Source organism: Enterococcus sp. DIV1283b (genome assembly GCF_051710965.1).
Taxonomy (GTDB): Bacteria; Bacillota; Bacilli; order Lactobacillales; family Enterococcaceae; genus Enterococcus_B; species Enterococcus_B lactis.
Map to the genome: position 1 here is coordinate 1,287,601 of NZ_JBIOLR010000001.1, position 15,684 is coordinate 1,303,284.

General features: G+C 38.4%; 14 protein-coding genes and 1 pseudogene. 13 read left to right on the plus strand and 2 right to left on the minus strand.

Annotation, left to right across the window (positions count from 1 at the left end; all coding sequences use genetic code 11):
• Positions 1-41 precede the first annotated feature (41 nt).
• Complete coding sequence (locus tag IGJ53_RS06320) at positions 42-881, plus strand: helix-turn-helix domain-containing protein (RefSeq protein WP_002336457.1); 840 nt, start codon at positions 42-44, stop codon at positions 879-881.
• A 153-nt stretch (positions 882-1,034) separates the two neighbouring features.
• Here the strand turns inward: IGJ53_RS06320 and glmS are convergent, their stop codons facing one another.
• Positions 1,035-2,840 carry a glutamine--fructose-6-phosphate transaminase (isomerizing) gene (gene glmS, locus IGJ53_RS06325; protein ID WP_010732451.1) on the minus strand — a complete coding sequence of 602 codons (1,806 nt, stop codon included), beginning with the start codon at positions 2,838-2,840 and terminating at the stop codon, positions 1,035-1,037.
• 407 nt (positions 2,841-3,247) lie between these two features.
• Here glmS and IGJ53_RS06330 point away from each other — a divergent pair, with 407 nt between their 5' ends.
• From IGJ53_RS06330 to yihA, 7 genes and pseudogenes are all read left to right on the plus strand, one after another.
• A complete protein-coding gene (locus tag IGJ53_RS06330; RefSeq protein WP_002297551.1) occupies positions 3,248-3,538 on the plus strand; it encodes a hypothetical protein in 291 nt (96 codons plus the stop codon).
• A gap of 12 nt (positions 3,539-3,550) precedes the next feature.
• Positions 3,551-4,576 carry a signal peptide peptidase SppA gene (gene sppA / locus IGJ53_RS06335; RefSeq protein WP_002314847.1) on the plus strand — a complete coding sequence of 342 codons (1,026 nt, stop codon included), beginning with the start codon at positions 3,551-3,553 and terminating at the stop codon, positions 4,574-4,576.
• Positions 4,577-4,578: 2 nt separating this feature from the next.
• A pseudogene (locus tag IGJ53_RS06340) lies at positions 4,579-5,239 on the plus strand (RDD family protein).
• Positions 5,240-5,392: 153 nt separating this feature from the next.
• Positions 5,393-6,325: a tetratricopeptide repeat protein gene (locus IGJ53_RS06345; protein WP_010732452.1), complete on the plus strand. Its 933-nt coding sequence runs from the start codon at positions 5,393-5,395 to the stop codon at positions 6,323-6,325.
• 153 nt (positions 6,326-6,478) lie between these two features.
• Entirely contained in the window at positions 6,479-7,768 is a 1,290-nt protein-coding gene (gene tig, locus IGJ53_RS06350) for a trigger factor (protein WP_002292069.1), read from the plus strand.
• 215 nt (positions 7,769-7,983) lie between these two features.
• Positions 7,984-9,234: an ATP-dependent Clp protease ATP-binding subunit ClpX gene (clpX, locus tag IGJ53_RS06355; RefSeq protein WP_002292068.1), complete on the plus strand. Its 1,251-nt coding sequence runs from the start codon at positions 7,984-7,986 to the stop codon at positions 9,232-9,234.
• An 82-nt stretch (positions 9,235-9,316) separates the two neighbouring features.
• Positions 9,317-9,904: a ribosome biogenesis GTP-binding protein YihA/YsxC gene (yihA, locus tag IGJ53_RS06360; protein ID WP_002297545.1), complete on the plus strand. Its 588-nt coding sequence runs from the start codon at positions 9,317-9,319 to the stop codon at positions 9,902-9,904.
• A gap of 75 nt (positions 9,905-9,979) precedes the next feature.
• Here yihA and IGJ53_RS06365 read toward each other — a convergent pair whose 3' ends face one another.
• Entirely contained in the window at positions 9,980-10,135 is a 156-nt protein-coding gene (locus IGJ53_RS06365; RefSeq protein ID WP_002288488.1) for an SPJ_0845 family protein, read from the minus strand.
• A 135-nt stretch (positions 10,136-10,270) separates the two neighbouring features.
• Here IGJ53_RS06365 and IGJ53_RS06370 point away from each other — a divergent pair, with 135 nt between their 5' ends.
• The 5 genes from IGJ53_RS06370 (at position 10,271) to IGJ53_RS06390 (ending at position 15,590) form a co-directional block, all read left to right on the plus strand.
• The gene (locus IGJ53_RS06370; RefSeq protein ID WP_259741598.1) at positions 10,271-11,599 is read left to right on the plus strand and encodes a hypothetical protein; all 1,329 of its coding nucleotides are present in this window, start codon (positions 10,271-10,273) and stop codon (positions 11,597-11,599) included.
• A gap of 10 nt (positions 11,600-11,609) precedes the next feature.
• Positions 11,610-11,819 (plus strand): hypothetical protein, encoded by a 210-nt coding sequence (locus IGJ53_RS06375; RefSeq protein WP_002314851.1) that lies wholly within the window; start codon positions 11,610-11,612, stop codon positions 11,817-11,819.
• A gap of 158 nt (positions 11,820-11,977) precedes the next feature.
• Complete coding sequence (locus tag IGJ53_RS06380) at positions 11,978-12,730, plus strand: DeoR/GlpR family DNA-binding transcription regulator (RefSeq protein WP_259741604.1); 753 nt, start codon at positions 11,978-11,980, stop codon at positions 12,728-12,730.
• A complete protein-coding gene (gene pfkB, locus IGJ53_RS06385) occupies positions 12,727-13,641 on the plus strand; it encodes a 1-phosphofructokinase (RefSeq protein ID WP_259741599.1) in 915 nt (304 codons plus the stop codon). The genes IGJ53_RS06380 and pfkB overlap by 4 nt, the downstream gene beginning before the upstream one ends.
• A gap of 17 nt (positions 13,642-13,658) precedes the next feature.
• Complete coding sequence (locus tag IGJ53_RS06390) at positions 13,659-15,590, plus strand: PTS fructose transporter subunit IIABC (protein ID WP_010732456.1); 1,932 nt, start codon at positions 13,659-13,661, stop codon at positions 15,588-15,590.
• Positions 15,591-15,684 lie beyond the last annotated feature (94 nt).

Genomic DNA, 15,684 nt, shown 5'->3' on the forward strand with positions numbered 1-15,684 from the left:
CACAAAAATTTTGGAGGGAGAAAAAATTGAGGTTTGGCGAAATGTATCGATTTATAAGGAAAGGGAAAGGAATGACTCAAAAAGAAGTTTGTAATGATTTTTTAGATAGGACAACTCTTTCGCGGATTGAAAAAAATGAGACGGAGCCAAGGTTTGAAAATGCTTGTTATTTATTAGAGAGGATAGATGTATCTTTAGATGAATTTAGATATTTGGCAAATATAGAGAATAGAGATAATAGAGATAATCGTACAAGGCTTATTGAGGATTTTTATTCTATTATTTCAAATACAGAAAGTGCACAGATAAGAAAGTTGTATAGACGATGTTTAGAATTTACATCTACTTGTTCAGATAAAAAAATAGAAGAAATCCTGTTGATTTTACGCTTGTATTTATCTGCTGATCCTATAGACTTTGATAAAACAGAATTCAAAGGGTTGGTGACTCCGATTTGGCAGCGGCTTTCAAAAATAGAGGTGTGGACATTAAGAGATATTCAAATATTTGCGATCATTTCATTTCATCTAGAAATCAGCACGTTAGAAATAATGTATCCTATTCTATTAGCTACGCTTGATAGATATAATCGATTGGATGTTGTCGATACAGTAAGGCTGACACTTTTGATGAATATCTCTCAAATATATATACAAAAAAATCTTGTAGAAGATGGCCGATACATGTTGAATCTAGCAAAAGATATGGCGAAACGAGCAAAACGAGCTGATTTTCTAGGCATGATCTTCGTAAGATTGGGGTACTGCCAAAACGATACAAAATTAATGCAAAAAGGGTTTGATTTACTTGAAGTAGTTGAAGAAACGGAATTAAAAGCCAAATTATTAAAGGAACTCCAATATTATAGACAGAGAAAGTGAACGATTTATTTAAACGAGGTTTTAAAAAGTAAACGGGAAATAAAGTAAAAATACCGAACACTAAAAATCAAATTTTTTGGTGTTCGGTACATACTATGCTTTTATTTTTTTACAAAAGACTGCAAAAATCAAATGATTTCCCGTACAGAAACGTTACTCAACTGTCACTGATTTCGCCAGATTACGTGGCTTGTCAACGTCAAATCCTCGTAACAGTGTGGCGTAATAGGCAAGTAATTGAGTCGGTACGACTGTGGCAAGAGTAGACAGATAAGGGTGGACTGCTGGCAGTACTAGTTGGTCATTTTCTTTTTCTAATCCTTCTGAGACGATAACTAATGTTTTAGCGCCACGGCTTTCGACTTCTTTCAGATTACCTCGAGTATGCGCGCCAGTCACTTCTTCACTGATGATTCCGATCACGGGTGTTCCTTCTTCAATCAAAGCAATTGTTCCGTGTTTCAATTCACCAGCAGCAAAACCTTCTGCCTGGATGTAACTGATTTCTTTCAATTTCAAAGCGGCTTCAAGAGAAACGTTGTAGTCTGCCCCGCGTCCGATATAAAAAGCATTTCTTGTGTCACTGAGGTATTCTGCAGCCAGCTCCTCTAAATAATCTTTCTGGGCAATGACCGATTCCATCGCATTTGCGACTAAACTCAATTCATGAGTGATATCGAACGAAAGAGAAGTTTCTAATTCTTTTTTGTCACCGATAGCTTTGGCTAATAAAGTCAGTACTGCTATTTGTGCAGTATAAGCTTTCGTTGATGCTACTGCAATCTCAGGTCCGGCATGCAACAATAGGGTGAAGGATGCTTCTCGCGAAAGAGTAGAGCCAGCAACATTTGTAATCGTAAGTGAAGGATAGCCAAGACGGTTGATTTTTACCAGCACTTGCCGACTGTCCGCTGTTTCGCCACTTTGACTCAAGAAAATAAAGAATGGTTTTTTTGAAAGAAGAGGTGTGTTATAGCCGAATTCACTGGCTAAATGAACCTCGACAGGAATCTGTGTCAATTCTTCCAAAGTCTGTTTACCAGCTAATCCCGCATGGTAACTAGTTCCGCAAGCAACGATGTAGATTCGATCGCTGTCAGATAATGTATCGATCAGTTTTGGATCAAGAGGGACCCGATTGTCTTCTGTTACGTATTTTTGAGCAATACGGCGCATGATAATAGGCTGTTCGTCGATTTCTTTCAGCATATAAAAAGGATAGGTGCCTTTCTCGATATCTGAAGCATCTACTTGCGCTTCAAATGAAGAACGTTCCATAATGTCGCCCGCAAAATTTTGGATAATAATTTTGTCTGATGTAACGGTAACCATCTCTTCATCTTCGACCTCGACGAATTTCTTCGTATGAGCAAGCACAGCCATTGCATCGCTAGCAATCACATTGAATCCATCACCAAGTCCAACTAACAATGGGCTTTTGTTTTTCGCTACATAAATCACATCAGGTGTTGTACGATCAATCAAAGCGAAAGCATAAGAACCTTTGATGACGCGCAAAGCTTTTAAAAATGCCTCTTTTGCCGTCATATCCTTCGCAAAAGTTTCAATCAGATGAGCGATAATCTCAGTATCTGTCTCACCGATAAAGTGATCATCTGTTAAATAAGCATTTTTAAGTTCTTCAAAGTTTTCGATCACGCCATTATGAACGAGCACGAAACGTCCGCTTTGTGAAGTATGTGGATGGGCATTTTCCTCAGATGGTTGTCCGTGGGTTGCCCAACGTGTATGGCCGATGCCTATATTTCCTGTAGTATCAGAAGTTATTTTATCCTTTAAATTTTGGATTCTGCCTTGTGCTTTGACTAAATGATCTGTCGTGCCATCTGAGACAAAGATGCCAGCTGAATCATAACCGCGGTATTCCAATTTTTCTAGCCCGCCAATCAATCCTGGTGTTACATTTTTTAATCCAATCATTCCAACAATTCCGCACATAAAAAACATCCTACTTTCTATAATGAATTCGTATGAATGCTTCCAGCTGCAGGAAAATCCTTTTGTTTTATCTTTGCAGATACTTTTTGTGGATCTTCTGTAGAGTGCAGTCCCTAGGGTCATCCGCCGAATCTTTCGATAAACCCTCTCCTCGTCATCTGTTTGCACAGACCAGGCGCTATCCTAAAAGGTATAACTATCCTCCTTTTTTATTTTTTATCTGGAAACATTTAAAATCATACCCTTTTGCGAATGTTTTTGTCAACAAAAAAAGAATAAAAATAAATTGGTATATATCGAATTGCTTTTTGTATGTGCGTTTTGTGTCAAAAAATAATCGGTTTTTATCTATCATCTTTTTCAGGAGTTCGGTACAATAGAAAGTAATAGGATGAAGGAGGAGACAAATGGATTCAAAAATTGAAATCATGACACTTGGAATGTTAAAAAAACAATTGTCCGAATTTGAAGCATCAGCTGGTGTATCAGATGATACAAAAATATTTTTAGATACTGGTTGGGATAGCATCCAGGAAATCGCACCTGATGCCTTGGAAGTTGTCCAAGCGCGAGAGTTTACGGTAGAAGATGAATGGACAAAAGAGTCATTTTCCGGGTATGCGCGTGAAGAAAAAGCAGAGCGGTTCGACGCTTCCGAGCAGTCAGAAACTGTGATCGTCATAAAAAACTTGTATTAGAAAGGAGAAAGAATGAATAAAAAACGTTGGGCAGCAGTTCTGATTGCTGCGGGATTATTTGTGGTTTCGTTAGTTTCGGCGAGTTTGACTAAGCCTCAGGAAAACAATCAAGTCGAGGGGTTGAACAGTTGGTTATACGGGGATGAAGAGTTAGTACCAAATGTGTTGGAAGAGGGAGACAGTACGCAAAAAATCGTAAAACTAACAGTAGATGGAACGATTGCTGCAGGAGGATCTTCTGGTTTATTTGCTTCTGAAGGTTATAACCATGAAAATTTCATGGAACAACTGAAAGCTGTGGAAGAAGATCCAACAGTCAAAGGAATCTTTTTAGAAGTAAACTCTCCTGGTGGTGGTGTCTATGAAAGTGCGGAAATCGCTAAGAAATTAGATACGATCCGTAAAGAACATGATATCCCGATGTATGTCAGTATGAAAAACATGGCAGCTAGCGGTGGTTACTATATTTCTGCTCAAGCAGATAAAATCTTTGCAACCGAAGAAACAGTGACCGGTTCAATTGGTGTGATCATGTCAGGATTGAATTATTCAGGGCTTTTAGAAAAACTGGGTGTGGAAGACACAACAGTGAAAAGTGGTGCATTGAAAGATATGGGTTCAGGAACACGCCCAGAGACAAAAGAAGAGGAAGCAGTGCTTCAAGCGTATATTGACAGTGCGTATCAACGATTTGTAAGAATCGTTAGCGAGGGACGGAATAAATCTGAAGAAGCAGTCAAAAAAATAGCAGATGGAAGGATTTATGATGGTGTCCAAGCAAAAGAAGTAGGTTTAGTCGATGAATTGGGATTCCCTGAAGACGCCTTACAAGCTATGCGAAAGGAACAAAAGCTTGAAGATGCTGAATTAGTAGAATATTCCTCCGCATCATCTGGATTTGCCAGCACATGGTTAGGGAGCAAACTGGCAGAGTTCCAAGGATTGAAATCTTCTGAAACTAGTCAGATCTTATCAATACTTGAGAATCTCGGAACTGCAGAATCACCAAAAGCAATGTATTATTACGGAGGTGAGTAAGCATGACGGAACTTCCAAACGAAAATAAGGAACAAGGAAGAGAGAGGCAACAGCAGCCTGCTGTGGGACCTGATCCAAGCTTTTCCCAAAAGGTGCTGAGCTCTTTTGAAAGAGAACCGATGACGTCAGAAGAAATCAAAAAGAAACAACGGAAATGGAAAAAGTATACTGACACAAAAAAATGAACCACCAAAAGCAAATGATTTTCCTCATTATTTCTATGCAGGTTTTTTGATCCGAATGTTTGCCTTCTTGATTGATCTTTTGTGTATCGGAGCTATTACACGTTTAACACTTGGTATTGCCAAAAATCTAGGTTGGCTGAATTTTTCAGATTCGTATTTGAGTCTCTATGGATTCACAGCATTACTCATTTATTTAGCGTATTTTGTTTTATTGACGAAACTCAATCATGGCCAAACGATTGGGAAAATGATCTTCGGTATTCGAGTTATCAGCTTTGATGAAGAAGAACTTAGCTGGTCAACTGTTTTAGTTAGAGAAGGTGCTTGCCGGTTCATTCTAAAGTTTCCTTTGCTGATGTTAGGGTATCTTCCAGCAATCTTTAATCAGAAAAAGCAGCATCTGGGAGATTTTTTCACTAATACAAGTGTCGTTACGATTAATCTAATCAAAGCATTCAACCAAGAAGTTAACAGCTGATGATCTATAAAAAACAGTAGTTTGAAGCATCTTCTAAAAGTCAGATCAAAAATCTAGCTTTTAGAGGATGCTTCGATTATTTTTAATTGTCATGCTTTTTTTGTTTTGCTACTATTGAACATGAGCTGAACATAAGCAAGAGGAGGACACTGCGTGAAGCCGATTGATTTTCCAGAAAAATATGAGAATTTAATGCGAGTGGCCCAACAAGCACTAGCAAACCAGCAATATCAGCAGGCAAAAGAACTATTTCAACGTGCTTACGAGTTGAAAGAAAGCTTTGAGGCTAATAGCCTGCTTGTTTTTTGTCTTTATGAGTTAGACGAGAAAAAAGAAGCGTTGAAACAAGCACTCTTACATGAAAAACAGTATCTTGAAAACGAGGAGTTTGCTGAATTTTATTTTGACTTGTTAATCAGCGCACAAGATTTTTTATATGCTAGAAAATTGATAGCAAGTACAGATTTTTATGAATCTTTTGAGCAGCGTATCATTGAAAAAATTCAATTTGCAGAAGAATTATCCGGACAAATGGAGAGGCAAAAAGTCAAGGCACTCCATAAAAAATCGGAGGAACTTCCTTCATTGGAACCAGCACGTCAGCTGTCGTCTATCGAGGAGATCGAACAGCTTCCTTACCATGAGTTTATCCAAACAGCGAGTAAGCTGATTGTATTACCAGAGGTCCATATTTTAGCGAGGGCAAAATTGCTGGAGACACTCAGGCAATTGAATGAATGCAACCCTGTTTTCTATTTGACGATTGAAGAAAAACTAGTCAAAGTCATACCCAAAGATTTGCCTAAGCCACAGCAACAGTCAAGTTATCGACAATTGTGTGTGTTTTCAGATCATTATGGGAATGAAGATGCGCTACTTAGTTCGGTGTTGAAAGAAGAATTTACGTTGCAATCTGCAATCGTTTATCCTGTCTATGATACATACATTGAAGACCCGAGGCGTTGGTTTCAACTGACTGTAGAGGCATGCACAGGAAAAACGATGTATGATGGTACGGAAGATGAAAAACAAGATTTTTTTAAAAAACGAGAGAAAATTTTGCAGCAAATGATCTTCTTCCATTAGATTTTATCAGTGAAAAAGATAAAAATGTTATGAAAAACAAGGATTCTACCCATTCAATATGTTTACAATTTGAAAGGGTTAGTGTACTATTTAAAGGTATGCATGAAACGTTTTTGATGTATAAAATGAATTTCTAAACTCGGAGGGAATTAAATGACTGCAACATTTGAAAAAAAAGGCACGAATGATGGTGTTTTAAAATTTACGATTGCGCAAGACGAAATCCAAAAAGGATTAACAACTGCGTTTAATAAAGTGAAAAAAAGCTTGAACGTACCTGGATTCCGTAAAGGAAAAGTTTCTCGTCAAGTATTCAACCGTATGTACGGTGAAGAAGCTTTATATGAAGATGCATTGAATGCTGTATTACCAGAAGCTTATGAAGCTGCTGTCAAAGAAGCTGGCATCGATCCTGTTTCTCAACCAAAAATCGATGTTGAAAGCATGGAAAAAGGTCAAGACTGGGTAATCACTGCTGAAGTAACAGTGAAACCAGAAGTAAAATTAGGACAATATAAAGATCTAGTTGTTGAAAAACAAGATCGTGAAGTAACAGATGCTGACGTGGATGCACGTATCAAACGTGAACAAGAAGCACAAGCTGAATTAGTTATCAAAGAAGATGCTGCAGCTGAAAATGGCGATACAGTAGTAATCGACTTCGAAGGCTTTGTAGATGGCGAAGCGTTTGATGGCGGAAAAGGCGAAAATTACTCACTTGAATTAGGTTCAGGTTCATTCATTCCAGGATTTGAAGATCAATTAGTTGGTCATAAATCAGGTGAAAGTCTAGATGTAAATGTAACTTTCCCAGAAGATTATCAAGCAGAAGATCTTGCTGGAAAAGAAGCAGTCTTCAAAGTAACAATCCATGAAGTAAAAGCAAAAGAAGTGCCTGAATTAGATGACGAATTCGCAAAAGATGTGGATGACGAAGTATCAACATTAGACGAATTGAAAGAGAAATATCGCAAAGAATTAGTAGAAACTAAAGAAAAAGCAGCAGACGATGCAAAAGATGAAGCGGCAATCCGTATGGCTGTTGAAAACGCAGAAATCGTTGAATTGCCACACGTGATGGTTCATGATGAAGTACATCGTTCAATGGACGAATTCTTGAACAACATGCAACGTCAAGGTATCTCTCCTGAAATGTACTATCAATTAACTGGTTCTACAGAAGAAGACTTGCATAAACAATTCGAAGGTGAAGCAGAAATGCGCACAAGAACAAATCTTGTGATCGAAGCAATTGCAGCTGCTGAAAATCTTCAAGCAACAGAAGAAGAAATCAATGCAGAAATCCAAGAATTATCAGAAACATACAACATGCCAATCGAACAAATCAAACGCGTGTTGACAGAAGATATGCTGGAACACGATGTGACAATGAAAAAAGCAATCGAATTGATCACAGGTACAGCGACAGAAGCAAAAGAATAAAAATTAAGTAATAGAGGTCATGAAATAAGGGACTGTGACATGTTTGTTGTCACAGTCCCTTATTTTTTGTTAAGCGTGAAAATATACAAAGATATGGGTCAATCGATCCTTTGTTAAACACTTTTTCTTTTTACTAAACTATGTTATGATAGTAAAAGACTGTAAAGTCTCTGATAGTTTCTTGCATACTTTTTGCAAGTTAAGGGGTGAAGACCATGTATGACAATCCAAGTAGCAATGAGACCGTACGCTGTTCTTTTTGTGGGAAAACCCAAGAAGAAGTGAAAAAAATCGTAGCTGGTCCAGGGGTCTACATCTGTAATGAATGTATCGACCTATGTAAAGAGATCATTGATGAAGAATTTTATGAAGAAGCTGTACGCGAATTCACTGAAGTCCCTAAACCACTAGAAATTCTTGAAGTATTGAATAACTACGTGATTGGACAAGATCGCGCAAAACGCTCGTTAGCTGTTGCCGTATACAATCACTACAAACGTGTCAATCAGCAAGCACAAGAGAACACAGATGATGTTGAACTACAAAAAAGCAATATCTGCTTGATCGGACCTACAGGGTCAGGGAAAACATTTTTGGCACAAACATTAGCAAAAACGTTGAATGTACCTTTTGCAATCGCAGATGCGACAAGTTTGACAGAAGCTGGTTATGTGGGTGAAGATGTGGAAAACATTTTACTTAAATTGCTCCAGTCTGCTGATTACAATGTGGAACGTGCAGAAAAAGGGATCATCTATATTGATGAAATCGATAAAATCGCGCGTAAAAGCGAAAATGTATCCATCACTCGTGATGTTTCCGGTGAAGGTGTCCAACAAGCCTTGCTGAAGATTCTAGAAGGAACTGTTGCAAGTGTTCCGCCTCAGGGAGGACGTAAACATCCACATCAAGAATTTATCCAGATCGATACGACGAATATCTTGTTCATCGTAGGTGGGGCGTTTGATGGTATCGAAACAATCGTGAAAAACCGTATGGGCGAAAAAACGATTGGATTTGGTACACAAAACCAAAAACTTTCTGAAGACGAAAGCGTCATGCAGCATATCATTCCTGAAGATCTGCTGAAATTCGGATTGATTCCTGAGTTTATCGGACGATTACCTGTTATGGCAGCTTTAGAGAAATTGACAACAGATGATCTGGTACGGATCTTGACTGAGCCAAAAAATGCGTTAGTCAAACAATATCAAAAACTTCTTTCTCTAGATGATACTGAACTTGAATTCGAACCTGAAGCGTTGAGAGCTATTGCGAAAAAAGCAATCGAACGCAACACTGGTGCTCGAGGTCTTCGTTCTATCATCGAAGAAATCATGATGGATGTGATGTTTGATATCCCTTCAAATGAAAACATCGAAAAAGTGATTATCACCAAAGAAGCAGCTGAATTGTCTGGTGAGCCAACAGTGATCTATAAAGATTCAGAGAAAAAAGCGGGTTGATGAGAAGAGGCTGCCGTAAAAGTCATTTTGGCTTTTACGACAGCCGCTTGCTTTATTCATCACCTTTTTAAGGAGAGAGACCATGAAAGTCCATCAAGCTGAAATCATCATAAGTGCAGTGGCACCAAAACAATATCCAGAGACACAATTACCGGAAATAGCTCTGGCAGGGCGATCAAATGTAGGGAAATCTTCTTTTATCAACACATTGATTGATCGAAAGAATTTAGCGCGTACTTCCGGTAAGCCTGGAAAGACCCAGACCTTGAATTTTTATTTGATCGAGAATGCGTTGCATTTTGTCGATGTTCCAGGATACGGGTATGCAAAAGTATCCAAAACTGAACGAGCAAAATGGGGGAAGATGATCGAGACATATTTAACGACTAGAGAACAACTACGTGCGGTCGTTTCTTTAGTAGATCTGCGCCATAAGCCTTCTCAAGAAGATATCCAGATGTATCAATTTTTGAAGTATTATGATATCCCTGTGATCGTTGTTGCTACTAAGGCAGATAAGATTCCTCGCGGTAAATGGAACAAGCACGAAAGCGAGATCAAAAAAGCATTGGATTTTGATCGTAATGACACATTTATTCTTTTTTCTTCCGTTACAAAACAAGGAAAAGAAGAAGCATGGGCAGCAATCGAACAAGCAATCGAATCATAAAAAGAAAAAAAGACTTACCAGCCAAACTCTTCCATAAAAGTTTGGCTGGTAAGTCTTTTTTTTGCAGAACTTATCTTACTTTTGTTTCTTGTCTTTTTTCTTTTCGTTTTGTGGCTGCGGTTTTAGAAACCGATCGATTTCTTCTTTTGGCGCAACTGTTTTTTCCGGATCGACAGCAAATGATTCGAAAAGTTTATCTAAATTATCTGTACGTTCAAATTTCAATCCCATTGCGAACACCTCTTTGTTCCTTTTTACTTAGTTTACCATGTAATACCTAAAATTGGTTTCTAAGACAAAAAGTTTTAGTTTTTCTTTATCATTCGTTATAATTAAATTATAAAAAGATTTGAAAGAGGTGAGAAAATGATTGGTGAAGATAAATTATTAATGACTATCCAGCTCACAGACTTAAATGAGGAAGAAAAAAAACAGGAAATAAGCGATTGGGCCGTTTTGACACGTCTGTTGATCCAGCCAACATTTATCCGCTCTTTCACTCAACAAGCGGAGCCGTATGATCTTAAGAAACTGCAAGAAAAAATAATGCTCGCATCGGTAAGAGACGAAAGCTGGTTAGTTGTAGGGAATGACGAGAACGAGTGTAGTTTTCGTTTGGAAGGCAATCAATTGTTGATAAAAAATGTATTGGCTATCTCTGTTTTCAAAGAAAACCAGTTTTTGATTCGAGATTTCATTCAGAAAAAAATGATTGCCCATGGTGTATTTGCTTATATGAGAGCTTATAGCGAGTTTATCTATCACAATACAAAACAGATTCCCCAGCGGCTGCTGTTTGAGACGATGGATGAAATCGAGCGTTTACCTAAAATGAAACAACAAAACGGCGACGTAGTTGTGGATTGCAATCAATTTCCAGGCTACGATCTTTTTTATCAAGGCTTATGTTTTACCTCATGCTGGGAAATGTATTACAGTCACTATTACCATCAAATCATCCCCAAACCGATTTTTCTCGATACACAACAAGTAGAAAAAGTGAAAGAATTAGATAACGAAGTCATATATATCCAGCTTTATCGAGACCCATTCAATTGGCAAAAAACAAACAATCAGCTATTCCAATCCTATTTTAGAGACCAGCTTGGGTTTGACCACCTTGCTTGGGATAACGGCGTGGGATTGCTGAAACCACCATTTGTTGAATACATTTATACTGATCATACGATTCAATCTGTCCAGTATCAAAATACGCAGATGCAACCTGTTCCCAAAAAAAATGCCTCGTTCTTTGTAACGAAAATTTATGATATTCAAGGAGGAAATTATAAAGAAAGACGTGTCCGCGGAACACTAAATGCTCAGGCGTATTTTCCTTGGGTTGACGAGAATCGCGCGCGCATGATGTGCTATAAGATCATCGATCCGACTGTTGCTTTGGACAATGGAATCGAAGCATATTGTTATTACATCAGGGAATATCTAGAAATAGAGGTAACAGATGAGAAATATCAAGATTATCTTTTATCATTAAGAATCTATGTTCCTTCTGAAGCACTTCCGGATTTACCGTTAAAGGAAATCAAACACAGACTCTCTGATATTGCCTTCAAACGAATAAAGAAAAAACGGCGAAGTGTCCAATTTGATGTCAAGAAAGGCGAGAAGCATCTGCGTGTGCTATTTTTAGATTATCGCGAATTAGAACAATTGATTACTTTACAAAAAATATGAGGTGAAGAAAATGGATAAACAACTTTATTATCGAATAATGGTTCCAGCATCATTATTATCCGTCTGTCTCTTTTTTGTTCCTAATTTTCCTATTCGATCAGTCATCGGTTTCTTGGTCATGTTTGGTGGGATGGGACTTTATTATTACCTTCTTCATAAGGAAAGAAAACCTGCTTCTGTTTATATGAAAAAAACAAGAAGCGAAAATAACAAACGATAAAACAGTTTGATAATAGTCAAATAAAGTAGGGAACCAGTCAAAAAAAGACTGGTTTTTATTTTTTTGACTGATTTATAATTTTTGTGAACGTTTTTGACTGATTTGTATTGCGAGCCTAAAAAAAATATGCTATTATTTGTATTGAGGTGATCGTGAAAATGCTTACAGAGGAACGCAGACAAAAAATCCTAGACTTGCTTGAACAGCAGAAAATCGTGAAATCACAAGACCTTGTAAACCTTTTGAATGCTTCAGAATCAACGATAAGGCGTGATTTGCAAGAGTTGGAGAATAGTGGGTTTCTAGAAAGAGTCCATGGAGGCGCTAAGAAAGAGCAATTATTGAATTTTGAGCAGAATATGAGTGAAAAATCACTCAAAAACGTTCATGAAAAACAGCAGATCGCCAAATTGGCAGCTGAAACCATTAATGACGAAGATGTCATCTATTTAGATGCTGGCTCTACTACTTTAGAAATGATTCCTTTTTTACAAGGAAAACAAATCACAGTGGTGACAAATTCCGTTCAACATGCGGCAAATTTAGTCGATTTGGAGCTTGCTACGATTATTTTAGGTGGAACGATCAAGCTGTCAACCAATGCTGTTTTAGGATCTAATGCAATAGAACAACTAAAACATTTTCATTTCAATAAAGCGTTTATGGGAATGAACGGTGCACATATCGAACAAGGATTCACGACTCCGGATCCAGAAGAAGCAGCTGTTAAACGTTTAGCCATGAAAAATTCTGAAGAGACCTTTGTATTGATTGATCATACTAAATTCAACCAGTTGTCTTTCACCTCTGTTGCACCTTTGGAAGCAGCCACGATCATAACCGAGCGTTGTCCATTAGAATTCATCAATGAATTTCGTGAAAAGACAACAATTAAGGAGGCAATACAATGATTTACACAGTAACACTTAATCCATCAATTGATTATATTGTACGCGTAGATGGGTTAAAACTAGGTGATTTGAACCGGATGAAAGAAGACTTCAAATTGCCTGGAGGAAAAGGGATCAATGTTTCCCGTATTTTGAAACGGATCGATTCTCAGTCTACAGCACTAGGGTTTTTAGGAGGATTCACTGGCGAATTTATTTCGAAGTGGCTTGAAAAAGAACAAATCAAATCTTTGTTCACACACGTGCAAGAAGATACAAGAATCAATATCAAACTAAAATCAGATACTGAAACTGAAATTAACGGTTTAGGTCCAGCTATTTCAGATGAAGAAATCAATGAATTGAAGCAAGCGCTAGGGACAGTAGAACAAGGAGATATCGTCGTATTGTCAGGAAGCGCGCCAGCCAGCCTACGAAAAGGATTTTATCAAGAACTGGTTGATATCATTCGAGAAAAAGGTGCAGATTTCGTAATCGATACAACAGGTGATGATCTAAAAAATGCACTTGTTAAGAAACCGTTGTTGATCAAGCCGAACAATCACGAATTAGCTGAGCTTTACAATACAACCTTCCAATCTGTAGAAGAAATCATTCCGTATGGGAAAAAATTACTAGCTGAAGGGGCACAGAATGTGCTGATCTCAATGGCTGGAGACGGCGCTTTGCTCTTTACAGAACAAGGAACTTATAAAACGAATGTATTGGTTCGCCCATTGAAAAATTCAGTAGGTGCAGGGGATTCAATGATCGCCGGTTTTATTGGTGCTTACAGTCGGACAAAAGATCCGATCGAAGCCTTTAAATGGGGAGTTGCTTGTGGAAGCGCAACGGCTTTTTCTGATGACCTGGCAGCTCGCGAACTGATTGATGAGTTATTGCCAGAAGTTGAAATCACAAAAATTGATTAGTTTCAAGGAGGATAATCATGAATATCAAGGATTTAATGGTCAAAGAAGCAATGATCATGGATTTGCAAGCGACTGATAAAAAAAGCGCGATCGATGAAATGGTCCAAAAAATGTTTGATGCCGGCCGGATTTCCGATATCGACACATATAAAGAAGGAATTCTAGCTCGTGAAGCACAAACCTCTACAGGTCTTGGTGACGGAATCGCTATGCCTCACGCGAAAAATAGTGCAGTCAAAGAAGCAACAGTTTTATTTGCAAAAAGCCAAAAAGGAGTAGATTATGAAGCATTAGACGGACAGCCAACTTATCTGTTTTTCATGATCGCAGCTCCAGAGGGCGCGAACGACACACACTTGCAAGCATTAGCAGCACTATCTCGATTGCTGATTGATGCAGATTTCGTAGGAAAATTAAAAGAAGCAAATACACCAGAAGAAGTCCAAGACTTGTTCCAAACAGCTGAAGAGCAAAAAGAAGCAGAAGAAAAAGCAGAACAAGAAACACAAGCTGCAGACGCTTCTGCTCATCCAGAAAGAAAATTCGTTGTTGCAGTTACAGCTTGCCCAACAGGAATCGCTCATACTTACATGGCAGAAGATGCTTTGAAGAAAAAAGCGAAAGAAATGGGAGTGGAGATCAAAGTCGAAACGAACGGTTCAGAAGGAATCAAAAACCGATTGACTGCTGAAGACATCGCTCGTGCAGAAGGCGTGATCGTTGCAGCAGACAAAAAAGTAGAGATGAACCGTTTTGACGGAAAAGAATTGATCAATCGTCCAGTCAGTGATGGTATCCGTAAACCAGAAGAGTTGATCAATCTAGCCCTTAGTGGTACTGCACCAGTATTCCATGGTGACGGAAAAGAAAATAGTTCAGAAGAAGGAAACGCGGATGGTACTGTCGGACAAAGAATCTATAAAGATTTGATGAATGGCGTATCACACATGTTACCATTCGTTATTGGTGGAGGAATCGCTATTGCTCTTTCTTTCATGATTGACCAATTTATTGGCGTGCCGCATGACCAGTTATCGAATCTGGGGAACTACAATCAAGTTGCTAGCTGGTTCAACCAAATCGGACAAGCTGCATTTGGGTTCATGTTACCGGTATTAGCTGGATTTATTGCTTCAAGTATCGGCGACCGCCCTGGTTTGATTGTTGGATTTGCTGCTGGTGCATTAGCTAATACAGGTGGCGCAGGATTCTTAGGCGCACTGATTGGTGGATTCTTGGCTGGTTATGTCATCGTATTTTTACGTAAATTATTCAAGAACTTACCAAAATCATTGGATGGAATCAAAACGATCCTCTTTTATCCAGTGTTTGGCTTACTGATTACTGGTTTCTTGATGTTGCTGGTCAATGTCCCTATGAAAGCAATCAATGATGCATTGAACGGTTTCTTGACAAGTATGAGTGGTTCGAATGCTGCTTTACTTGGTGCATTATTAGCTGGAATGATGGCGGCAGATTTAGGCGGTCCAATCAACAAAGCCGCTTATGTATTTGGTACAGCAACTTTAGCTACGACTGTTGCCACTGGCGGAAGTGTTGTGATGGCTTCTGTTATGGCTGGAGGAATGGTTCCTCCATTGGCGATTTTCGTTGCTACACGTTTGTTCAAAAATAAATTCAGCAAAACAGATCAAGATGCTGGTTTGACGAACATCGTGATGGGACTTTCGTTTGTCACGGAAGGATCGATTCCATTTGCAGCAGCTGACCCGATTCGTGCCATTCCAAGTTTTATTATTGGTTCAGCTTTAACTGGCGGATTAGTCGGTGCTTTCGGAATCAAATTACTGGCTCCTCATGGCGGAATTTTTGTTGTATTTTTACTGAGTCATCCAATTATGTATTTGGTTTTTATTGCTATTGGAGCAGTCGTCTCTGGTGTGATTTATGGTTTATTGAGAAAAGCTCCTGCAGTAGCAGAAGCATAGAAATAAAAAAGAAGAGACTGGGGAAATCCAGCCTCTTCTTTTTTTGTAGAGTCAAGTAGTATAGATGAATAGTTGTTGTGCCATAAAATAGTTC